At 29.7% G+C, this 23129-nt stretch carries 22 protein-coding genes and 1 tRNA gene; 4 read left to right on the top strand and 19 right to left on the bottom strand.

The genetic code is table 11. From position 1 onward, the window contains the following. Nucleotide 1: 1 nt before the first annotated feature. From BLS77_RS11995 to purR, 18 genes are all read right to left on the bottom strand, one after another. Nucleotides 2-88, bottom strand: a tRNA-Leu gene (locus BLS77_RS11995). A 255-nt stretch (nt 89-343) separates the two neighbouring features. Continuing rightward, on the bottom strand, nt 344-757 hold the full coding sequence (locus BLS77_RS11990) for a S1 domain-containing RNA-binding protein (protein ID WP_089970048.1): 414 nt from the start codon (nt 755-757) through the stop codon (nt 344-346). 82 nt (nt 758-839) lie between these two features. Further along, nucleotides 840-1115, bottom strand: a complete 276-nt coding sequence (locus BLS77_RS11985; protein WP_089970044.1) for an FtsB family cell division protein — start codon at nt 1113-1115, stop codon at nt 840-842. A gap of 58 nt (nt 1116-1173) precedes the next feature. Next, nucleotides 1174-1584, bottom strand: coding sequence for a spore cortex biosynthesis protein YabQ (gene yabQ / locus BLS77_RS11980; RefSeq protein ID WP_089970040.1), 411 nt, complete (start codon nt 1582-1584; stop codon nt 1174-1176). Nucleotides 1585-1593: 9 nt separating this feature from the next. Further along, a complete protein-coding gene (yabP, locus tag BLS77_RS11975) occupies nt 1594-1887 on the bottom strand; it encodes a sporulation protein YabP (protein WP_089970036.1) in 294 nt (97 codons plus the stop codon). A gap of 52 nt (nt 1888-1939) precedes the next feature. Further along, a complete protein-coding gene (locus BLS77_RS11970; RefSeq protein WP_089970033.1) occupies nt 1940-2200 on the bottom strand; it encodes an RNA-binding S4 domain-containing protein in 261 nt (86 codons plus the stop codon). Nucleotides 2201-2409: 209 nt separating this feature from the next. Beyond that, nucleotides 2410-2685 (bottom strand): HU family DNA-binding protein, encoded by a 276-nt coding sequence (locus BLS77_RS11965; protein WP_089970030.1) that lies wholly within the window; start codon nt 2683-2685, stop codon nt 2410-2412. 252 nt (nt 2686-2937) lie between these two features. Beyond that, nucleotides 2938-4380 carry a bifunctional methyltransferase/pyrophosphohydrolase YabN gene (gene yabN, locus BLS77_RS11960; RefSeq protein WP_089970027.1) on the bottom strand — a complete coding sequence of 481 codons (1443 nt, stop codon included), beginning with the start codon at nt 4378-4380 and terminating at the stop codon, nt 2938-2940. Nucleotides 4381-4395: 15 nt separating this feature from the next. Further along, complete coding sequence (locus BLS77_RS11955) at nt 4396-5934, bottom strand: putative polysaccharide biosynthesis protein (protein ID WP_089970024.1); 1539 nt, start codon at nt 5932-5934, stop codon at nt 4396-4398. 134 nt (nt 5935-6068) lie between these two features. Beyond that, nucleotides 6069-6617, bottom strand: coding sequence for a stage V sporulation protein T (spoVT, locus tag BLS77_RS11950; protein ID WP_089970021.1), 549 nt, complete (start codon nt 6615-6617; stop codon nt 6069-6071). 170 nt (nt 6618-6787) lie between these two features. Beyond that, nucleotides 6788-7765 carry a peptidylprolyl isomerase gene (locus tag BLS77_RS11945; RefSeq protein WP_089970018.1) on the bottom strand — a complete coding sequence of 326 codons (978 nt, stop codon included), beginning with the start codon at nt 7763-7765 and terminating at the stop codon, nt 6788-6790. A 97-nt stretch (nt 7766-7862) separates the two neighbouring features. Beyond that, nucleotides 7863-11375 carry a transcription-repair coupling factor gene (gene mfd / locus BLS77_RS11940; protein WP_089970015.1) on the bottom strand — a complete coding sequence of 1171 codons (3513 nt, stop codon included), beginning with the start codon at nt 11373-11375 and terminating at the stop codon, nt 7863-7865. A gap of 15 nt (nt 11376-11390) precedes the next feature. Then, the gene (gene pth / locus BLS77_RS11935; protein ID WP_089970012.1) at nt 11391-11969 is read right to left on the bottom strand and encodes an aminoacyl-tRNA hydrolase; all 579 of its coding nucleotides are present in this window, start codon (nt 11967-11969) and stop codon (nt 11391-11393) included. Between the two features lie 194 nt (nt 11970-12163). Beyond that, entirely contained in the window at nt 12164-12850 is a 687-nt protein-coding gene (locus tag BLS77_RS11930; protein ID WP_089970008.1) for a response regulator transcription factor, read from the bottom strand. A gap of 221 nt (nt 12851-13071) precedes the next feature. Beyond that, nucleotides 13072-14031, bottom strand: coding sequence for a ribose-phosphate diphosphokinase (locus tag BLS77_RS11925; protein ID WP_089970005.1), 960 nt, complete (start codon nt 14029-14031; stop codon nt 13072-13074). A 120-nt stretch (nt 14032-14151) separates the two neighbouring features. Further along, the gene (gene glmU, locus BLS77_RS11920) at nt 14152-15522 is read right to left on the bottom strand and encodes a bifunctional UDP-N-acetylglucosamine diphosphorylase/glucosamine-1-phosphate N-acetyltransferase GlmU (RefSeq protein WP_089970001.1); all 1371 of its coding nucleotides are present in this window, start codon (nt 15520-15522) and stop codon (nt 14152-14154) included. Between the two features lie 207 nt (nt 15523-15729). Next, nucleotides 15730-16002 carry a septation regulator SpoVG gene (gene spoVG, locus BLS77_RS11915; protein WP_089969997.1) on the bottom strand — a complete coding sequence of 91 codons (273 nt, stop codon included), beginning with the start codon at nt 16000-16002 and terminating at the stop codon, nt 15730-15732. Between the two features lie 146 nt (nt 16003-16148). After that, nucleotides 16149-16964 carry a pur operon repressor gene (purR, locus tag BLS77_RS11910; protein ID WP_089969992.1) on the bottom strand — a complete coding sequence of 272 codons (816 nt, stop codon included), beginning with the start codon at nt 16962-16964 and terminating at the stop codon, nt 16149-16151. Between the two features lie 251 nt (nt 16965-17215). Between purR and murC the strand changes: the two genes are divergently transcribed. The 3 genes from murC to BLS77_RS11895 all read left to right on the top strand — a co-directional run bounded on the left by murC (nt 17216) and on the right by BLS77_RS11895 (nt 20954). Then, nucleotides 17216-18604, top strand: coding sequence for a UDP-N-acetylmuramate--L-alanine ligase (gene murC / locus BLS77_RS11905; RefSeq protein WP_089969988.1), 1389 nt, complete (start codon nt 17216-17218; stop codon nt 18602-18604). 250 nt (nt 18605-18854) lie between these two features. Then, nucleotides 18855-19673, top strand: coding sequence for a purine-nucleoside phosphorylase (locus BLS77_RS11900; protein WP_089969984.1), 819 nt, complete (start codon nt 18855-18857; stop codon nt 19671-19673). A gap of 60 nt (nt 19674-19733) precedes the next feature. After that, entirely contained in the window at nt 19734-20954 is a 1221-nt protein-coding gene (locus BLS77_RS11895; protein ID WP_089969980.1) for a NupC/NupG family nucleoside CNT transporter, read from the top strand. Between the two features lie 56 nt (nt 20955-21010). Here the strand turns inward: BLS77_RS11895 and BLS77_RS11890 are convergent, their stop codons facing one another. Further along, nucleotides 21011-22087 carry a M24 family metallopeptidase gene (locus BLS77_RS11890; protein WP_089969977.1) on the bottom strand — a complete coding sequence of 359 codons (1077 nt, stop codon included), beginning with the start codon at nt 22085-22087 and terminating at the stop codon, nt 21011-21013. A gap of 310 nt (nt 22088-22397) precedes the next feature. Between BLS77_RS11890 and BLS77_RS11885 the strand changes: the two genes are divergently transcribed. Further along, nucleotides 22398-23096: a metallophosphoesterase family protein gene (locus BLS77_RS11885; RefSeq protein WP_089969973.1), complete on the top strand. Its 699-nt coding sequence runs from the start codon at nt 22398-22400 to the stop codon at nt 23094-23096. The last annotated feature ends 33 nt before the right edge of the window (nt 23097-23129 follow it).

Here is a 23129-nt window from a genome sequence, read left to right as displayed (position 1 = left end):
TTGGTGCTGAAGACCGGAATTGAACCGGTACGGTATCACTACCGCAGGATTTTAAGTCCTGTGCGTCTGCCAGTTCCGCCACTCCAGCATGTTGTTTCCATCGCCTCTTGACGACAAAATTAATTATATATCAGGATTCAAATACTGTCAACACTTTTTATATTGTTTATTATATTTTATGCTTTTTTTTGCTCATATCAACTCTATAAACCTGTATTTTAGCCATATGTAGTTCAACCTTTTTTTGAACTTCTGTTATTTAAATACATAAAAAGCTAAGAGATATATCTCTTAGCTTTTATGTAAAGTTTTATATTAAATTAAAATTTTTCTTAAGCTATGCTTAACTTTTCTTACCATTTCTACTTTTAAAGTCCTGGTTTTTCTTTACATCTTGAAGTCTCTCTTCGCTATCCTTTAAGAATCTTGACATTATGTCCTCAAACCCAGCTGTATTGTGATTGTTTGTAGACTTCTTATTTTCTGAAGCCCAATCAATTTCAACAGGCTTAACTGTTCTTTTAGGAACACTTGCTTGCTTAATAGATAAGCTTATTTTGCCATTATCATCTATTGATATTACTTTCACCTTTACTTTATCTTGTTCTGTAAGGTGTTGTCTGATATCCTTAACAAATGAATCAGCTACTTCCGAAATATGAACTAACCCTGTTTTGCCTTCGATTTCCACAAAAGCTCCGAAATTTGTGATATTTACCACTGTACCTTCTAATATGTTTCCTGCCATTAAGGTCATGTTACAAAGATTCCTCCTTAAAATTAAATAATATATGTCATTATAATAATAACCATTTGTTGTGATTTTAAAACATATTTTTTCAATTTTCTTTTTGGGAATTCACCACTTTTTCTCCTTCTTTTATCATACCTAGTCTTTCTCTTACAAGTTTTTCTAAATAATCATGAGATGGTGTATTATCCAATTCAGTTTGTAGCTTAAAATTTTCATCTTTAAGTTTTGTCAACTCTTGTTGATTTGCTACTATATCATTCTGAATTCTTTTCATAGTAAGTTCTTGTTTAATAAAACTAATAATGAAAATTACAAAAAGTAAAATTACAATAGTGCCCTTGAAAGTTAATCTTCTTTTCATTATATTAACCTCTTTTAAATATATTCTATATACATTTTAAACATTATATATACTTTATTCAAGTTATTTTTTTTTGTTCTTTAGTTTTACCTGAAATTTTTGAATATATTAATTTAATAGGATAGATTATATTTTTAAATATAAGTCTTGAAACCCCTCTAATCTTGCCAATTATTATAAGTTCAACTTTGAAAATTAATGAACTTATAAACCTTAAATAAAATAATAAAGATATCACCATAAAAATATATACATAGGCTCCTAAAAAGGCATAATTAGTATATAACAAGAAAGTAAAAACTATTACAGCAGCTAAGCTCCAAAATAATATGTCTTGTATAAAAACAATAAATTTGGGAACCTTAGCTCCTCTTATAATTCTATAAAGATCAAACATAATACCAGTTAATAGACCTGCTAAAAGAGCATATAAAACTATATCAAATTGAATTCTTATTGGTAAAAGCATAATACACTCCTATTTGAATAACTTCGTTATTATATTTTCTTTTTCTTTTTTAAGCTCTTTTCCACTATAAACCATAGATGCGATCTTACCCACTATTATAACATCTCCATTTTGAACATCTAACTTATTCATCTTAAGTTCAGATCCTTTAATAGTTAATGCTCCTAATTTTGTATTAATCAATATCTTTTCATCATCAAAGCTTATAACTTCCTCTACTCCTGTTAATGTTAATCTATTTCTGTTCTCCAGCGTTATATTTCCTCTTACATCTTCTACTTTTTTTTCTATTTTTCTTTCCATAGTTATATCCTCCACATATTCTTTATAAAAATATATGAAAGTTGTTTCACTTTTATTCTTTATCTTCTACGCCTTCTAATATCTCGTACATTTCTTTTGCATTTTCTTTTCTTACATGTTCAATAATACTTGTTATTCTAGCTTTTAAAGATCTGTTTGCAAAAGAAATTTCTATAATGTCCCCAGCTTTTACGTCTACTGACGGTTTCACAACTTTTTCATTTATAGTAACTCTTCCACTTGCGCAAACTTCTTTTGCAACTGTTCTTCTTTTTATTATTCTTGAAACTTTTAGATATTTATCTAATCTCATAAAGCACTCTCCTTTATTATTAGAATATGAATAAGCTCTTATTATCGCCTATGCTCAGGTTTACGCGACCTTAAGTTTTTCTTTTAACTGAAACTCCTACTCGCTACGCTCCTAGGAGTAAGTTCCACTACATGTTCCAGTCTCGCTGCGCGAGTCTGGAACATAAGTGTCACTTAAAAGAACCCGAGATAACTCGGGTTCCTATATAATTATTTATTAACTTTTTCTTTGAATTCTTTTCCAGCTTTAAATACTGGAACTGTTGATGCTGCTATTTGTATAGTTTCTTTAGTTCTTGGGTTTCTTCCTTCTCTAGCTGCTCTTTCTCTAGTTTCGAAAGTACCAAATCCAACTAATTGAACTTTTTCACCTTTTTCTAACGTTTCTTCAACGCTTTCTATAAATGATTTTAAAGCTGCTTCTGCATCCTTCTTAGTTAATTTGCTCTTTTCTGCCATACTAGTAATTAATTCTGCTTTATTCACAATTACATCCTCCTTAAATAACCAGTTATATATTTTAGTAGTTAACTGCTTTATTCTATGTACATAACTACATTACCCTATTATATAGTGTCTTTTCAAACTAGTCCATAGCATTATGAATTTTTTGTTATAAAAAGATAATTATTACAAGGTAATCATGATAGTTTTCTATAGCTTTATACAATCACTTTAAATATATTCTCTATTAAACACAAAATTCCTTCTTTAGTCAAATTTATTTTTGTGTTTTCTCTATTTTTTTGCTTCATCCCATAAATTATTCATTTGTTCTAAGTTCATTTCTGTTAACTTTTTACCTTTTGATAATGCAAACTCTTCGATGAAACTAAATCTTTTTATGAATTTTTCTGTAGTCTTACTTAAAGCTTCTTCTTCATTAACCTTTAAAAATCTTGAAACATTAACACAAGAAAATATTAAATCGCCTACCTCTTCTATTATTTTCTCCTGATTATCTGATTTATATACCTCTAATACCTCTTTTAATTCTTCTTCAACTTTTAAAGCCGCCTCTTCAACATTATCCCAATCAAATCCAACTTTAGCAGCCTTCTTTTGAACCTTATCAGCCCTAATTAACGCTGGCAAGCTTTTAGCTATAGCTTTTAGTTCTTCAGTTACAGAATTAAATTTTTTTTCTTTAGTTTTAAGTTCATCCCAGGTAGTAATTACTTCTTCACTTGTAGTTTCTTTCTTATCCTTAAATACATGAGGATGCCTATAAATCATTTTTGTACATATAGATTCTATTACATCTGTGATATTGAAATACCCATCATCATTTCCAATTGAAGCATTGAAAACTACATGTAAAAGAACATCTCCAAGCTCTTCTATAATTCCATCTATATCCTCATTATTTATAGCATCTATAACTTCATAACATTCTTCAATTAATTGATTTTTCAAACTTTCGTGAGTTTGTTCTCTATCCCAAGGACATCCATCCTCACCTCTTAATGTATCAATTATTGAAACTAAATCATTAAAATCTCGCTTGTTTTTTAAATCCTTAGGTACATATACAGATGTTAAATAATCTATATCTTCTTGCATATCTAGCTCATATATAGGAATCTTTCTTATACTTTCTTGACCTTCTATGCCAGCAGCTCTTACATAATCAATTATTGTATCATCATTATAAAATTCTAATAATTGAAGTTTAACTTCTGATGCTATTAGTGGGTTGTACACCTGTGTTATTATTGTGCCTATTCTCTTGTCTAATATTTGATTTTTCATATCAAAGGCATCTATAACTTTAATTCCTTCAATAGGATCAATTTTCAAGCTATCTATCATAGCATCTATAAAACTAACTGCTGGAAGTATTTTATATTCAATATTATTTTCATCACATAACTTTATTAAATTGAATACAGATTTTTCTGCAACTAAGGGATGTCCTGGAACAGCGTATATTAATTCGCCCTTTTCTTTATACTGACAAATTATATCTTTAGCTATATTTTCATATACTTCGTCAAAATTACTTCCCTCTTCATAAAAGTGATCGTATGTTTTGAATGTTTTCATCTTTTCTTTTAAATAATCTACTGTTGGATGTTTTTCAGTTCTGAAAAATATATTTTCACTTTTCTCTAAAGCTTTAACAGCTCCTATTGTTAATGCCTCAGGTGCACCAGGTCCTAAGCCTACTATCTTTATCATAAGGTTCTCTCCTTCTTATCTGTTTTTTATTAATCTTTCCTTAATTTCATTCATGCTAAACACTCTAAAGATTAATATTGATACTCCATATATAATAATACCCAAAAGTATTGCTAATAAGCAAGAAGTACTATTACTAGATGTCTTTTTAAATAAGAAATTATATGCAACCATTGTAGATACTATCATTAAAATTGCTGCATAAGCTGGTTTAATAAAGGAACTATAGAACTTAAGTTTTGTTTTCATTTTAACCTTCATAGATATCAAGTTTAAAATCGTTGCAACTACATAGGCTCCCACACTAGCTATTACAGCTCCATATATGTTTAAAGACGGTATAGGCACTAATATCCACGTAAGTACAATCTTCACTAAACATCCTATAAACAGGTTTATAACAGGTGCTATATAGTGGCCTGTCCCTTGCATTATGGATGTTGTTGTTTGCGTTACTATAATAAATGGAATTGATAATGATAAAAATCTTAATATTTCTATCCCCTCAAATCTACCGGGAAATATTAATTTCATAATAGGTCCTGCTAGAAAAAACATTCCAAGCATACATGGCAATGATATTACTGCTGATAACTTCATAGATAATTCTATTTTTTTATCAACTTCTTTTTTATTTCTTAGAATATAATTTTCAGCTATTATTGGAATTAACGATATACACAGTGCCATTGACAGTGTTAAAGGTATATTTACTATTACTGATGCTTTGCCTGTTAATTGCGCATACAATATAGTTGCTGCTGTCTCAGAAAGACCTGCTTCTAATAACTTTTGTGGAACCACTATTGAATCTATCAAACTCATAATTGTTCCAACAGTTGCTCCAATAGATATAGGTATTGATATTTTCAAAATACTCGTTAGTAATTGAGTGTTTGTTTTAACTTTTTTAATACCCATTTGTTTTTTAATTTTTCTATATTTTAAATATAGATACCCACCTCCAAGCAATCCACCTGCTGCTGCTCCAAAAGCTGCGCCTCCTGCTGCATACTCAATACCTTTAGGTAATAACAATATAGCAAGTCCAACTCCTACTATTACTCTACCTATTTGTTCTAAAATTTGAGATACACCTGATGGTGTCATGTTTTGAAGTCCTTGAAAAAAACCTCTGTATATAGTCATTAAAGATATAATTAAGGGTGCAAAAGATATTCCTATAAGTGCATAATATGACTTAGGATTCCATTTTAAAAAACTAATAATTGGATTCGCAAAGAAAAAAAGTATTAATGTTGTTCCAATCCCTAAAAGCAACATTAAATAAGTTGATTCTTTAACAACTTCAAAAATCCCTTCTTTATCACCTATTGCATTTTTTTCTGATATCATTTTAGACATAGCAACCGGAACTCCAGATGCTATAGCAATAAAAAACATATATAACGGATAAGACATTTGATAATACCCTACACCTTCATCCCCTATAAGCATAATTAATGGCCATCTAAAAAATAATCCAAGGAACCTTGCGAGTATCCCTGTAATTCCAAGAATTAAGCTACCTTTAATTAATGATTGCTTCTTCATAAAATACCTCCAAACTTTATTTCTATATAATAATTTCTATTTAAAGTTTAGAGGTATTATTACTTTTATTTTATGTTTAACTTTATTTTATAGATAATTTAACATATGCATACTTTAAAAAATATTTTTATATTTTATTGTTCCATTTGTTTTCCTAAGAATGCTGCTGCTGTTTCAGCTAATTTCAACTCTAATTCACCAAGTTTTTCGCCTGGTTCTTTAGTTAAAATAATTACAACTCCAATGGCATCTCCTTCAGCAATTATAGGCGCAACTACTTGACTTGTATATTTACCGTCTTCCTCATCATTATGTAATGGAATAGTTTTTGCTGGATCAATAATTATTACAGGTTTTCTATTTTCCATAATCTTCTCTAATTCTGGACTTACTTTTCTTTCTACATACTCCTTTTTAGGCGCTCCACTAGCAGTTATAAATGCATCCTTATCTGCTATAATAATTATATGTCCAATAGCTTGTTGCAAGCTATCTGCATAATCTTTTGAGAAGTCTGTTAATTCACCAATAGGAGAATATTTTTTTAATATTACGCCACCTTCTCTATCAGTAAATATTTCTAAAGGATCCCCTTCTCTAATCCTTAATGTTCTTCTTATTTCTTTTGGTATAACTACTCTACCTAGGTCATCAATACGTCTAACAATTCCTGTTGCCTTCATTTTAAGTTTCCTCCCTTATTTATTAATAACTAATTGCATTATTATTATTTGACTTCTTAGAAATTTTATACACATATAGCCAATATTTATATAATTAATTTAAATATTCTATTTTTTCATGCAAAAAAGAACCCGACTTTGTCGAGTTCTTTAATATTCCTACTATTAAATTAAAGTTTATCTTCGTAAATTTTAACTTTAAGTTCTTCTTTCCATTTTGCTAAGTTTTCAGTTTTAATTTTATTTGTTTGTTCGCCTTTTATTGTATCCTTAGCAGCATCTTTAACTTCTTCAAAAGGTGTTACTTTTACTCCAGTAGCTTTAATTATGTGATACCCAAATTGACTCTTTACTGGTTGTGAAATTTCACCTTCCTTAAGAACGCTCATTGCAGCTACAAATTCAGGAACTAATTTATCAGTATTATACGTTGTAAAACCAAGTGATCCACCCTTTTCCTTACTTCCTGGATCTTCTGAGAATTCTTTAGCTAACGCTGCAAAATCTTCACCCTTAGCCGCTCTTTCGCTTACTTCTTTAGCTTTTGTCTCATCTGCAATTAGAATATGAGAAACATCTGCGCCTGTAAAGTTATTAGGATTTTCATCATAATATTTTTTTACATCTTCATCTGTTACTTTTATATCTTTTGTCATATCTTCTGTAACAAGATCTCTTATTACAGTTCTTTCAATACTTTTTTTATACTCTTCTTCACTTACTCCCATTCCTTCTAAAGCCTTTTTAAATCCTTCATCCCCACCTACTGATTCTTTTTGAGGATCGATTATTTCTGCAACCTTCTTGTCTAATTCAGATTGTTCTGGAATTAAATTTAAAGACTTAGCTTTTTGCATAAAAATTTCTTCTTCAACTAAAACTTCTATACCTTGTTTTTTTAATCCCTTTATTTGTTCGGCAAATTCTGGCTTTGATTCAAAACCTTCTCCATATTGTTGTGCACCTTGGCTTAAAACAGGTTTTGTTATTTTATCTAAATCACCTTTTGTAATTTTGTGATCCCCAACCTTTGCTAACACGGTCTTTTGGATAGCCTCCGGAGTCTTTTGAATCATTTTGCATCCAACTACTGAAAATGCTAATGTTCCTATCATTGCTATAGCTAGAACTTTTTTTATCTTATTCACACATGTTCCCTCACTTTTTTTTAAATTTGTTGCTTGAAATTTTACATAATATTAGTATATCAATTTTAGTTTATTAATTCAAATTAATATACTAAAATTAACTATTTTTTATTATTTCATCTAACATGTTTTTATAGAATCCTAAGGCTTCGTCTTTTTTCACCTCACTGGATTTAACTGAGAAATATGGATTATTACCAAACATAAGGAATACCTTTCCTTTATATTTTTCTAATAATACTTTATAAATACTATTAATATCTCTAAATCCTTCAGCAAATTTAAATTTAACTTCTTTTGGAGTTTCTTTTATCTCTTCTATAGATAACAATTTAGCTCTGCTTTTTATATATGCTATGTCCATTAAGTTATATACAGGGTCTGGAATATCTGAATATCTATCTTCAAGTTCTTCTTTAACATCCATATACTCTTCTAAACTCTCAATGGCTGCAATTTTCTTGTAAACCTCTATTTTTTGAATTTCATCTTGTATAAAGTTTGCTGAAATATATGCATCTACTTTAATATCTACAGTTGTTTGTACAGGCTCTTTTTCAATTTCGCCCTTTATTATTTTAATTGCATCTTCAAGCATTCTACAATACAAATCATATCCAATAGCTGCCATATGACCATGTTGGGATGATCCCATCATGTTTCCAGCGCCTCTTATTTCAAGGTCTCTCATAGCTATTTTAAATCCTGAACCAAGTTCTGTGAAATCTTTTAATGCTTTAAGTCTTTTTTCTGCTATTTCAGTTAACACTTTATCTTTTGTGTAAACAAAATAAGCATAAGCAATCCTATTAGTTCTTCCGACTCTTCCTCTTAATTGATAAAGCTGAGAAAGCCCCATTTTATCTGAATCATGAACAATCATAGTATTTACATTAGAAATATCTATTCCGGTTTCTATAATAGTAGTACATACTAATACGTTGTACTCATTACTCATAAATTTAACCATCTCTTTTTCTAACTGCCTTTCAGTCATCTGTCCATGTATAATACAAACCTTACATTCTGGAACTAATTCTTGAATATGAGTTGCCATAACTTGTATGCTTTCAACTCTATTATAAACAAAGTAAACCTGCCCATCTCTATTAATTTCCCTTAAAATAGCATCTCTTATAAGTTGATCATTTTGTTCTACTACATAAGTTTGAATTGGGTATCTCTCTTCTGGAGGAGTCTCTATTACAGAGATATCTCTTGCCCCTGTTAACGACATATGAAGAGTTCTTGGTATTGGTGTAGCACTTAAAGTTAATACATCAACATTTTTCTTTAATGATTTAATCTTTTCTTTTTGAGCAACTCCAAATCTTTGTTCCTCATCTACTATAAGAATTCCTAAATCTTTAAATACAATGTCCTTCGATACTAATCTATGAGTTCCAATTAATATATCTATATTCCCTTCTTTAACTGCTTGCAATGTAGCTTTTTGTTCTTTAACACTTCTAAATCTACTAACCATATCAATTTTAACAGGAAAATCTGAAAATCTCTTAATTAAGTTTTTATAATGTTGTTCTGCAAGTATTGTTGTTGGTACTAAAAATGCTACCTGTTTTCCATCCATAACCGCTTTAAAAGCAGCTCTTATAGCTACTTCAGTTTTCCCATATCCAACATCACCACAAAGCAATCTATCCATTGGTTTATCTGATTCCATATCTTCCTTTATTTCTTCAATTGAAGTTAATTGATCCGGAGTTTCCTCAAAGGGGAACTCGTCTTCAAATTGTCTTTGCCATTGTGTATCTTTACTATATTTGTAACCTTTTAATATAGATCTAGCAGCATAAAGTTTCACTAAATCTTCAGCAATTTCATTTATAGATTTTTTAACCTTTTGTTTAGCTTTTTGCCACTCTGCTCCACCTAGTTTGCTGACTTTAGGTGATCTGCCTTCACTACCAATATACTTTTGAACTAAATCTAATTGATCAACCGGAACATAAAGTTTGTCACCTTTATCATAAACTATATCTAAATAATCCCTAGTGCTTCCTGCAACAGTTATTTGCTTTATACCCTTATATACTCCAACTCCATTACTAGCGTGAACTACATAATCTCCTGGCTTCAATTCTGCGAAGCTCTTTATTTTTGCAATACCTTTTCTTTTTTGTGCTTTTTTAGTTACCGTTTTCTTAGCCACACCAAAAACTTCTTTATCTGATATTACACTTAATCTTAAATCTGGATATTCAAATCCACTAGATAAATTCCCAAAAGTTATTACAACTTCTCCAAATTCTATAGATGAAACATCATCTTTATATACACTTTCTATATTTCTATCTCTTAAAGTTGAGGCCAGTCTCTCTCCTCTACTTCTAGTTCCTGCCAGTATTAATGTCTTATAACCCTTACTTTTTTTATCCTGTATATCTTCAATTAACAATTCAAGTTGTCCTTGATAGTTATGAAGTGTTATTTGATTTAAACCAATAATTGATAATGGATTTATTAATTCATTTTTAGTCGCAAAAGTATCTAATGTTATTATCTTTTTACTTTTAAGTTTTTCTACTAATTCATCTTTCCCAATTAATAAATCAACTTGTTTTGGAAGTATATCTCCCCTTTGTAAAAATGCTGAATAATTTTCATTAAATTCAAAATATAAACTATCCAATTTACCTTCACATCTTTTTACATCATCTACAATGTATGTATATCCCTCTAAATAACTAAATAAATCCTGTGGTTTTTCATAAAAATAAGGTAAATAACTATCCATAGTTTCAAAACTTAAATTTTCTGTTAAACTTTCTAAGTTTCTATTTACATTCATTTGTAACTTTTGTATTATTTCTGATTTTGGATTAGAAATCTCATTTTTAACTGTTTCTAATTCTTTTGTTATTTTTTCCTTAGCTCTAGTTAGAGATTCTTCAGCTATAATTATCTCTTTAGCTGGGAATATTTCAAAAGCACTTATTTTCTCTATACTTCTTTGAGATTGGATATTAAAAGTTCTCATTGAATCTATTTCATCACCAAATAGTTCTACTCTAAATGGATACGCTGAATTAGGAGGGAAAACATCTAATATCCCTCCTCTTAAAGAAAATTCACCTTTTACTTCTACTATTTCCACTCTTTCATATCCACTTTCCACAAGTTTTTTAGATAAATCTTTAAAATTAACTTCATCCCCTGTTTTCAATGTAAAGCTGTAATTTTTATATAACTCCTTAGGCGTATATACCGCTGCAAAAGCATCTATTGAAGTAATAATAATTTTCTTTTTATTATTTAACATTTCTTTTATAACTTTTAACCTTGCCCATCTAAGATCCCCAGAAATAGCGTCTATATTATAGAAAACTACTTCTTTTGTTGGGAAGTAGTACACATCTGTTGTATAAAAACTTAAATCTTCATAAAGGTTTTTTGCTGCCATCTCACTGTGTGTAACAATTACTACTGGCGTTTCTAGATTTTCGTATATTCCATCTAAAATATAACTTTTTCCAGATTCAGAAACACCATATATATTAACAGGATGTCTATTGCTGTTTATATCCTTTATTATTTCTTTAAATTTATCGCTGTTTTCTAAGGGTTTAATTAATCCCTTTAATCTCATCAAATCACACCATCCTCAACCTATAATCGTCTTTGCTTTGAACCCATTTAGTTTATTCATAGCCTCTTTAATATCTTCTTTTAATATTATTTCAACAGCTAACGCTGATGCTTCCATACTTTCTTTAAGCACTTCTATTTCTTCTTTGCTAAATTTACCCAATACATGAGCTACTAGATCGCCCTTAGGTTGTCCTACACCTATTTTAATCCTCGGAAAAATATCTGTAGAAAGATTTGCAATAATGCTTTTAATACCATTATGCCCTCCTGCACTTCCTTTTTCTCTTACACGAAGTCTTCCGATTTCTAAACTTATATCATCATAAAGGACTATAACTTCCTCTTCTTCTAGTTTATAAAAATTAACTACTTCTCTTATACTTTCTCCGCTTAAATTCATATAAGTAGTAGGTTTTAATAATACAACTTTTTTATTTTGTATAAAGCCTTCACCATATATTCCTTTAAATTTTACCCTATTTAACTCTATATTATACTTATCTGCGATATAATCTATAACTTCAAAGCCTATATTATGTCTAGTATTATCGTATTCTTTACCTGGATTTCCAAGCCCAACTATTAGAAACATATTCATTTCTCCTTTTCTTAAGTATTAAATATATCCACATTCTAATTTGCTTAAGGGATCTTGAAAAAATAACAATTACGCTTCTATTCTTTTTCTCAACTCCCTAATAGTATATTTAATTTAACTTTAACCTATTTATATTATACTAGTTTTGCAGAATAATAAAAGATTATTTTAATTTGTTATTTTTTCATTTATTCCACCTGAAATTTATACCCTATACCCCAAACAGTTTTTATTTCCCAATTTTGTCCACCACTTAACTTTTCTCTTAATCGCTTTATGTGAACATCAACTGTTCTTGAATCTCCCGGATAATCATATCCCCAAACTTCACTTAACAATTGTTCTCTTGTAAAAACTTTATTTTTATTAATTGATAAATAGTGTAGTAATTCAAATTCTTTAGGTGGCATTTTAACAGCTTGATCTTTATACACTACGTTATATGAACTTAAATCAATCTCCAAATCATTGAATTTTATAAGTTCATTATCAACTCTTTCATAATTGTATCTTCTTATTACTGCCTTTACTCTTGCCAATAGCTCTTTTGGTTCAAATGGCTTAACTACATAATCATCAGCTCCAAGTTCTAAAGCTAAAACCTTATGAAATGTATCCCCTTTAGCTGTTATCATAATTATAGGAATTTCTGAATTTCTTCTAATACTTTTTAAAACCTCTATTCCATCCATTCCTGGTAACATTATATCTAATAAGACTAATTTTGGTTTAAACTCCTCAAAAGCTATACAAGCATCGTTCCCATTCCCACATTTCTTAGTTTCATATCCAGCACTCTTTAAATACATATTAATTTCTTCGCATATATTTTCATCATCATCTACTACTAAAACTTTTGCTGATTTTGCTTTCATCTGCAACACCATCCTTATTGTATTAGGAACTTAAGAAATTAACTAGTCAGATGCTAATCTATTCTTTTTCATATCCCTTATTCAACAAATGTTAATTATAAAAAGACCTCTAAAAAGTTATACTTATTTAGAGGTCTTTTCTTATAGTTTAAGCATTTTGAAAATAATAGACTAATTTGTTAATCTATTTTTTTCAAATGCCTTATACGTAAATATATGTACTATGATTCGAATAATTTACTTATTGGTTCATCATCATAAATTCTTTGAATTGCTTCTGCAAATAACGGAGCTACAGATATAGATTTAAACTTAGTTAAGTCGTTTCCTTCTGGTAACTTTACGGTATTTAGCATTACTAATTCTTCTATTGCTGAGTTATTTATTCTTTCAAATGCTGGCCCTGATAATACACCATGAGTACAGCATGCATATACTTTAGTGGCACCTAATTCCATAAGTGCATTTGCTGCATTTGCAATAGTTCCTGCTGTGTCTATCATATCATCTATAAGTATACATTGTTTTCCTTCTATGTCTCCAATTATGTTCATTATTTCTGAAACATTAGCTTTTGGTCTTCTCTTATCTATGATAGCTATTGGTGCGTGTAATCTATCTGCAAATTTTCTTGCTCTAGTAACACTACCTAAATCTGGTGAAACTACTACTACATCTTCAACATCTTCAAGACCCTTTTCAACAAAGTAGTTTGATAATATTGGCGATCCTAGAAGGTGGTCAACAGGTATGTTAAAGTATCCTTGTATTTGAGATGCATGTAAATCCATAGTTAATACTCTATGTGCTCCAGCTGCTGTTAAAAGATCCGCTACTAGTTTTGCTGTTATTGGATCTCTTGACTTAACCTTTCTGTCTTGTCTTGCATATCCGTAATAAGGCATAACAACTGTTATTCTACCTGCTGATGCTCTCTTGAATGCATCTATCATTATTAAAAGTTCCATTAAATTATTGTTAACTGGTGAACTTGTTGATTGAACTACAAATACATCTGCACCTCTAACTGTTTCATCAATATCAACTGAAATTTCTCCATCACTAAATGTTGAAACCTTAGATTTACCTAATGGTACTCCTATTATATCCGCAATTTCTTGAGCTAAAGCCGGATGTGAATTTCCTGTAAATATTTTAATGTTTTTTCCATGAGTTATCATAATTGTGAAGACCTCCTTAATTTATGGGGATTTTATTATAAGGCATCTTTAAAAATAATAAGCCAATATACGTCGCGCACCTTGACTTGTTATTTCTTTAAATGCCTTATATATAAATAACTATTTATTAGTAAGACCTCTTCTATTTACCCAACCTTCAATGTTTCTTTGCTTAGCTCTTGCAATTGCAAGGTCTCCCTCTTTAACTTCATTTGTTATAGTTGAACCTGCTGCTATATAAGTATTGTTTCCAACTTTAACTGGTGAAATTAAATTAGTGTTGCATCCAACAAAGCTATTATCTCCAATTTGAGTTTTATTTTTATTTTTCCCATCGTAATTAACAACTACAGTACCACATCCAAAGTTACATCCTGAACCTACTTCTGCATCTCCAATGTAAGTTAAATGTGAAACCTTTGTATTGTCTCCTATAGTAGATTTTTTAATTTCTACAAAATCTCCAATTCTTGCATTTTTACCTATAACTGAATCTGGTCTTATATATGCAAATGGTCCTACTGTAGTATTATCTCCAATTGTACTCTCGATAATAACAGATGATTGTATTTCTACTTCACTAGCTATACAACTATTATTAATTCTTGAATTAGGATATAATATACATCTTTCCCCTATAATTGTCTTACCTTCAATTACATTTCCAGGATAAATTATTGTATCCTTTCCTATTTCAACGTCCTCTCCAATATATGTGCCTTTTGGATCTATTAGAGTAACTCCATTTTCCATGTGTCTTAAGTTTATTCGGTTTCTTAATATTTCTTCAGCTTCTGCAAGTTGTACTCTTGAATTAACTCCAATTGTTTCTTCATAGTCTGTAACTACTGCTCCAACTTTCTTGCCATTATTTTTTAATATTCCAATAACGTCTGTTAGATAATATTCACCTTGCTCATTATTATTAGTAATCTTATTTAAGCATTCTAATAATTCTTCTATATCAAAACAATACATTGCTGCATTCATTTCTTTTGCTTTAAGTTCATCTTCATTACAATCCTTATGTTCAACTATTTTTAACACTTCATCATTTTCTCTTATAACTCTTCCGTATCCAGTTGCATCTTTAAGAATTGAAGTTAATAGTGTAGCACTATTCCCTTTTTCTATATGTTCATTTAATAATTTTTTTACTGTTTCATTTTTTATTAATGGTGCATCTCCGCAGAAAATTCCAACTGTTCCCTTTTTACCTTTTAGGAAATCCACAGCACACTTAACTGCATGGCCAGTTCCTAATTGCTCTTCTTGAAGAGAATAAGTAACATTTCTAGAACTTGTTTTCTCTTTTACTAGCTCTGATCCTTTTCCTATGATTACATTAATATCTTCTATATCAACTTTTCTCATAGTATCTATAACATGATTAACCATTTCTTTCCCTGATACTTTATGTAGTACCTTTGGTAAATCGGATTTAATTCTTTTTCCTTGACCTGCTGCTAAAATTAAAGCACATTTATACATAAAATCTCCTTTTCACGAAACATTTTAAGGACAAATTTATTCTTTTTTAAAAAAACGTTCGTCTACATTCTTTACCATTATATTTCATTAACAATAGTATTTCAACCTTATAGAAGTAATTAAATAATTTTTTCTTCAAACTTTTACTCATATTATTTCAAAAAAAAATGAAAGGAATGGATTCCTTTCATTAAAAATAATTTATAATTATTCTGTTACATCTTGTAAAACCGCTTTTTCATAAGCTTCTAGAATTGATGTTTGTATTCTTTCTCTAGTGTCTGGATTTATAGGATGTGCAATATCCTTAAATTCGCCATCTGGTGTTTTTCTACTTGGCATTGCTATAAATAACCCATTTTGTCCTTCTATAACCTTTATGTCATGCACTACAAATTCGCCATCAAAAGTAATAGATATTATAGCTTTCATTTTGCCTTCAGCAGATATTTTTCTAATTCTAACATCTGTAATTATCATCCCACTACACCCCCCAGTTGTTTATAACTACTATATTTCTATAAAAGTTTCCAATTTCCTTTTTTTATACAAATATTTATTGGAATTTTATCAAAATTCTTAATTTTCCAATAATCAAGGTGTAGTATTCCTGAAAAATATATTATTTATGACATAAGCTTTGATGGATTAACCTCTAAAGTATCCGTTTCTTCTATATGTTGTAGCTCCACTATTGATAAGTATTCTGATGTCTTTTTCTTATTTACTCCAACATTATCTACTAAAACACCAATTCCTACTAATTCACTATCAAATTCTTTTAGTAGATTTTTAATTCCCTTAGCCGTTCCCCCAGCTCTTAAGAAATCATCTATAAACACACATTTACTTGCCGGTTTCATAGATTTTTTAGATAAAGACATTTGTTGTATTCTTCCACTAGTTCCTGAAACATAATTTATTGTAACTGTAGAACCTTCAGTTACTTTGTTGTCTCTTCTTATTATCACTAATTGAACACCTAAATTTCTTGCAACTTCATAAGCTAAAGGAATACCTTTTGTTTCTACTGTTACTATATAATCAACTTCTGATGCTTTGAACATAGATGATAATATAACTCCAGCTTTGCTTATTATTTTAGGATTATACATTAAATCTGTCATATAAATAAAATTACCTGGAACTATTCTTGTTTCATCTCTTAATAATTCACATAATTCATTTGCAAATTTTTTGCTATCTTCTTGACCAATACCTGGAATATATTTAATTCCTCCAGCTGCGCCTGCAATAGTTTCTATCCTACCCATTTGTAATTTTTCTAAAACTTCTCTAATAATAACGATATCTTCACTTATTGTTGATTTAGCCGCATTTAATAACTCCGAAAAGTTGTTAAGCCCTATAATTCTATTTGAATTTTCCATTAAAATCTTTGTAATTGCTACCACTCTACTATTTCTACTTAACTTTTCCATAATCTATATCACCTGTACACCTTTTTATTTTCCGAATTATTTTTATATTTTTGTTATCTAATATTCATATTTTATTCCATATCCTTATTAATATCAACATATTTTAAAGGGTTGTTGCTTTAATATCACTTTTTTTATACCATTTAAGATATTTTTTACATAAAATATTAAAAATACTTGTTTTTGTTGTGTTTATTTTGTTATTTTTGTATATAATTATAAATGTATTAATTAACAAAGGGGTTGATATTTTGTCTTTCGATTTTAATAAAGATCAACATAAAAAAGTTCATTTTATTGGTATTGGCGGTATAAGTATGAGCGGTCTTGCTGCAGTACTATTACACAACGGATTCAAAGTATCCGGTTCTGACTCAAAAGAATCTGATATTACAGATAAATTAAAAGTTACTGGAGCTGAAATATACATAGGTCATAAAAGTGAAAACCTAAAAAAGGTTGATCTTGTTGTATATACGGCTGCTATTCCATCAGATAATCCTGAAATATTAGAGGCTAAAAAAAATAATATAGACCTTATGGATAGAGCTGAATTCTTAGGATTAATTATGAAAGGTCATAAATTCAATGTGGCAGTTGCTGGTACTCACGGTAAAACTACATGTACCTCTATGCTTTCACATGTAACTTTAAAAGCAGATTTAGATCCTACAATTTTAGTTGGTGGAGACCTTGACGTTATAGGTGGAAACTTCAAAATAGGTAAAAGTGAATATTTCCTAACTGAAGCCTGTGAATATAAAGAATCTTTCTTAAGATTTTATCCTTTCATAGGAACTATATTAAACATTGATGCTGATCATCTTGATTATTATAGAGATTTAGCACACATACAAGAAACCTTCAAAAAATTTGCTGATATAATTCCATTAGATGGATATTTAATTGGTTATTCAGACGATGAAAAAGTTGCTGAAATACTAAAAGATGCTAAATGCAACACATTAAGCTATGGTATAGAAAGTGGAGATGTTAGAGCTAAAAACATTATCTTTAATAATAAAGGATGTGCAACATTCACTGTTTCTAGGGATAATAAAGATCTATTCGAAGTTACTCTTAGCACTCCAGGAAAGCATAATATTTTAAATGCACTATGTACAATTTGTGTATCACTAATATTTAATGTTCCATCAAGTTCAATTATTGAAGGCTTACTTGAATGTACTGGTGCTCACAAACGATTTGAATATAAAGGTGAATTTAACGGAGCTACTATAATTGATGACTATGCTCATCATCCAGTAGAAATTAAAGCTAGTTTAAGCACTGCTAAATTACTTCCAAACAATAAAATTTACTCCGTATTCCAACCACATACTTATACACGAACAAAAACTTTATTCAATGATTTCACAGAATGTTTCTCAGATACTGATGAACTTCTATTAATGGATATATATGCTGCTCGTGAAAAAGATACAGGTCTCGTTTCTTCTGAAGAGCTTGGTGATGCTTTAAGATTAAAAGGCGTTAACTGTATAAATGTTCATAGTCATGAAGAAGCTGCAGAATATCTTAAATCAAAAGTTTCTGATAATGATTTAGTTTTAACAATAGGTGCAGGAGACGTTGTTAAAATTGCCGATATTTTATTAAATAAAAATGGAAGTCTTTAGAATATACCATTTAAAGTAAGAAGTGAAGATCCTTTATTGAAGGAATCTTCACTTCTTTTATTTGTTGTATAATTATTGATCATATGTATTTTTACCCTATATTTATTGACATATTAATTTTTTTCTATAAACTTTATGTGTTTTTATTTCTTTTTCATTAATTTTATTCTATAATTTACTATGAATTGGATTAATTTTATACAAATATGATTATAAAATTACTAAAAAATATATCTAAGGAGTGATTTTAATGGATTTATCAAAACAACTTCATGTTGCATCAAAATTTATTATTGAAAATACCAAATATAAACCAGAAATTGGATTAATACTTGGCTCTGGTTTAGGATCTTTAGCAGATTCTATCGAAGACCCAGAATTTTATCCATATGAAGACTTACCTCATTTTCCAGTTTCTACTGTTGAAGGCCACGAAGGTCGTCTTGTAATCGGTATGTTAAATGGAAAATGCGTAGTTGCTATGCAAGGAAGGTTCCACTATTATGAAGGTTATTCTTATAACGAAGTAACTTTCCCTGTTAGAGTTATGAAACTAATAGGTGTTAGCAAACTAATAGTAACTAATGCTGCTGGAGCTGTTAACGCTAGTTATAAACCTGGTGATTTAATGGTTATAACAGATCACATAAACTTTTCAGGAAATAATCCTTTAATAGGAGGAAACCTTGGAGAATTCGGTGCGCGTTTCCCAGATATGTCTAATGCATATAATCCTGAATTAAGAGACAAAGTAATAGCAATATCTGAAAAATTAAACTTAGATGTAAAATCTGGTGTTTATGCTATGATGAGTGGTCCAACTTATGAAACTCCAGCTGAAGTTAAAATGCTTAGAATTTTAGGGGCAGATGCAGTTGGTATGTCAACGGTTCCAGAAGTTATAATAGCAAATCATTGTGGAATAAAAACAGTTGGTATCTCTTGCCTTACTAACATGGCTGCTGGAATATTAGCTCAGCCACTTAACCATCAAGAAGTTATGGAAACTTCAACTATGGTTCGTGATAAATTTATTACACTTATGAATGAAATTATATCTGTAATTTAAAACTCATACCCAACTACTGATAAACCCAATAAAAACACAGAAGAAAAAGGAGAATTAAAATTGAATAGATTTATAGGTATTTTAGGAATAATTGTTATTTTAGGTATAGCTTTTTTACTTTCTGATAACAAAAAGAAAATTGACTGGAGGCTTGTTTTAACAGGTCTTGGACTTCAAATAGTATTTGCAGTTCTTATTTTAAAAATTCCATTTGGACAAAAAGTTTTTCAAGGTGCTAGTAATGCAATTACTAAATTATTAGATTTCACACTTGAAGGGTCTAACTTCTTATTTGGACCTCTTATGGATACTAAATCAATAGGTTTTGTATTTGTGCTTCAAGTTTTACCTACGATAATATTTTTCTCAGCTTTAATGGGAGTTTTATACTACCTTGGAGTAATGCAATTTATAATTAATTTTATAGCTAAATTTATTTGCAAACTACTTGGAACAAGTTGTTCTGAAACTCTAAGTGCGGTAGGAAATATTTTTCTTAGTCAAACAGAAGCGCCACTTTTAGTTAAACCATTCATTAAAAGTATGACAAAGTCAGAAATTATGGCAATTATGGTAGGCGGAATGTGTACTGTTGCTGGTAGTGTTATGGTTGGTTATGTTGCAATGGGAGTTAATGCAGGTCATCTTTTAGCTGCTAGTATAATGGCGGCGCCTGCAGGGCTTGTTATGGCTAAGATATTAGTTCCTGAAACAGAGGAAAGTGAAACTAAAAACTCAACAAATATCACTGTAGAAAATACAGCTTCAAATGTTGTTGAAGCTGCTGCAAATGGTGCTAGTGATGGTCTTGGCCTTGCTCTAAATGTTGGAGCTATGTTACTTGCCTTCATTGCACTACTTGCATTACTTAACTTCTTAGTGGGTGCATTTGGCGGATTATTTGGATTCCCTGAATTAAGCTTCCAATGGATTCTTGGAAAAGTATTTTCCCCTCTTGCTTACTTAATGGGAATACCTTTCACAGATATATCAGCAGCTGGTAGCTTACTTGGTCAAAAAGTAATACTTAACGAATTTGTTGCCTATTCAGAATTAGCTAACTTTGTAAAATCTGGTGGATTACAACCAAAAACAATATTAATCTTAACTTATGCGCTATGCGGGTTTGCTAACATCAGTTCAATAGCAATTCAAATAGCAGGTATTGGTGGTTTAGCACCAGAAAAGAAACCAACAATTGCAAAACTTGGTTTTAAAGCCTTAGTTGGTGGTGTTTTAGCAACTTGTTTAACTGGTACAATAGCCGGAATATTATTTTAAATGACCTAAAAAGAAGCTTAGATTTTTAATTAAATCTAAACTTCTTTTTTTTATTTTTATATAATTGTTACTTCTTTTGACACTGAGTTCAGAATTTCACATCCGTCTTTAGTAACTAAAACTAAATCTTCTATTCTTACCCCAAAATCATCTTTAAGATATATTCCGGGTTCTATTGAGAATATCATTCCAGCTTTAACTTCTTCATGATTTATAGAACTTACATCTCCAAAATCATGACCTTCAATTCCAATACTATGACCAGTTCTATGTGTAAAGAACTCTCCATATCCAGCCTTTTCTATATGGTCTCTTGCAGCCTTATCTATATCAGAGAATTTAACACCCTCTTTTACATTCTCTATTGCTTTTAAATTTGCAGTTTTTACAATGTTATATATTTCTTTATGTCTTTCATTTGGCTCTTCCCCAAAGAATACTGTTCTAGTCATATCTGAGCAATAATAATTATAAACTCCACCAATATCTATAACTATACTTTGACCTTTCTTTAAAGTTTCATTTCCAGATTTATGATGAGGATCTGCACCATTTGGACTTGTTGCTATTATTGGTGAAAATGAAAATGAATTTACACCTTCTTTTTCATATAATTCTGCTAAAAGATTACAATAATATTTTTCTGAATATCCTTCTTTTAAATTATTACATAGAGCCGTAATTACTCTATCATTTATTTTAGATGATTTTTTCATAAGTATAATTTCTTCTTTATCTTTAATCATTCTTAATCTATCAACTATAGGTGAAGAATTTACAAACCCCTTTGCACCCTCTCTATTCATAATATTTATTAAGAAATGCGCTGGCCAATTTTTATCTATACCTAAATCTTCTTTCTTATTTACTATTTTACATAAAATTTCTATAGGATCTTCTATGTCCGTATACCATTCTATATCCACCCCTAAATCCTCATATATAGGAAATAATTTATTTACTATAAGCTTATGGTTCCCATTTATATTTAAATATAAAGCCACCATTCTTTCACCTGCAGAAATCCACTTACCAGTTAAATAAAATATTGATGCTGCTGATGTTACAACCATTTGATTTAACCCTTGCTTTTCCATCTCTTTTATAACATTACTTACCCTATTTATCTTCATAATTTTTCCTCCTTTTTCTTCTACTATCTATATAATATACCTCAAAATAAAAACAATATCTATATAGTACTTATAACTATATTAAATACATATTTTAAAAAACAACTAGTCCATATAACTATAATTAAAAACTGTTATTTTTTTTCAGATTCCTAAGTGCTATAATGTTAAATATCAAAGAGTTCTTAAATTCAGCTGAATCTTACAAAAAATTATCCAGTAAGGAACATTCAAATAAATAGACTAGCATACTGACTTTCTATTTATTTGAACGTCCCTAATATAAATAAAATAATGGGGGTTACTTTAAATGAAAATTGCAGCAATTTCAGATATACATGGAAATCTTTATGCATTAATGAAAGTTTTAGAAGATATAGACCAAAAAAAAGTTGATCTTATAGTTTGTTTAGGTGATTTGGTAGGTTACGGGCCTCATCCTAACGAGGTTATTGCATTAATAAGGAGAAGAGAATTACCTTGTATAAAAGGAAACTATGATGCCTCAGTTGTAGATGGTGGATTTACTTATATAAGAGATACTCCTATAAACTCATTTGCACTGCCTTGGGCACTTTCCGAGATTAGAGTTTCAAACAAATATTTTCTTAGTGGATTACCAACTACATTAAAATATAATTTTGAGGGTGTTAAAGTTGAATTTGTTCATGGAAGTCCTAACTCTATAAATGAATATCTTTTTGAAGATGGTCCTAATACAAAAGAAATTATGAAAGATTTTTCCTCTGATGTTTTGGTATGTGCACACACACATATTCCTTCACTTAAGAATTTCGATGAAAAAATTTTTGTAAATGTAGGTAGCGTAGGCAAACCTAAAATTGGTCGTCCGAATGCCACTTATTGTATTTTAGATATAAATGGCCCTAATGATATAAAAGTTGAATTCGAAGAATTAGAATATGAATACAAAAAAATCGTTAAAGACTGCACAATGCTCAATTTCCCTGGAAATATTGTTAAGTCTTACGAAACAGGCCAAGAATAAACTAAAAGCGCCACTAAGCGCTTTTAGTTTTAA

It is taken from the genome of Clostridium gasigenes (assembly GCF_900104115.1).
Taxonomy (GTDB): domain Bacteria; phylum Bacillota; class Clostridia; order Clostridiales; family Clostridiaceae; genus Clostridium; species Clostridium gasigenes.
The sequence above is the reverse complement of the archived record's forward strand: the minus strand, read 5'-3'. Positions and strand labels throughout refer to the sequence as shown.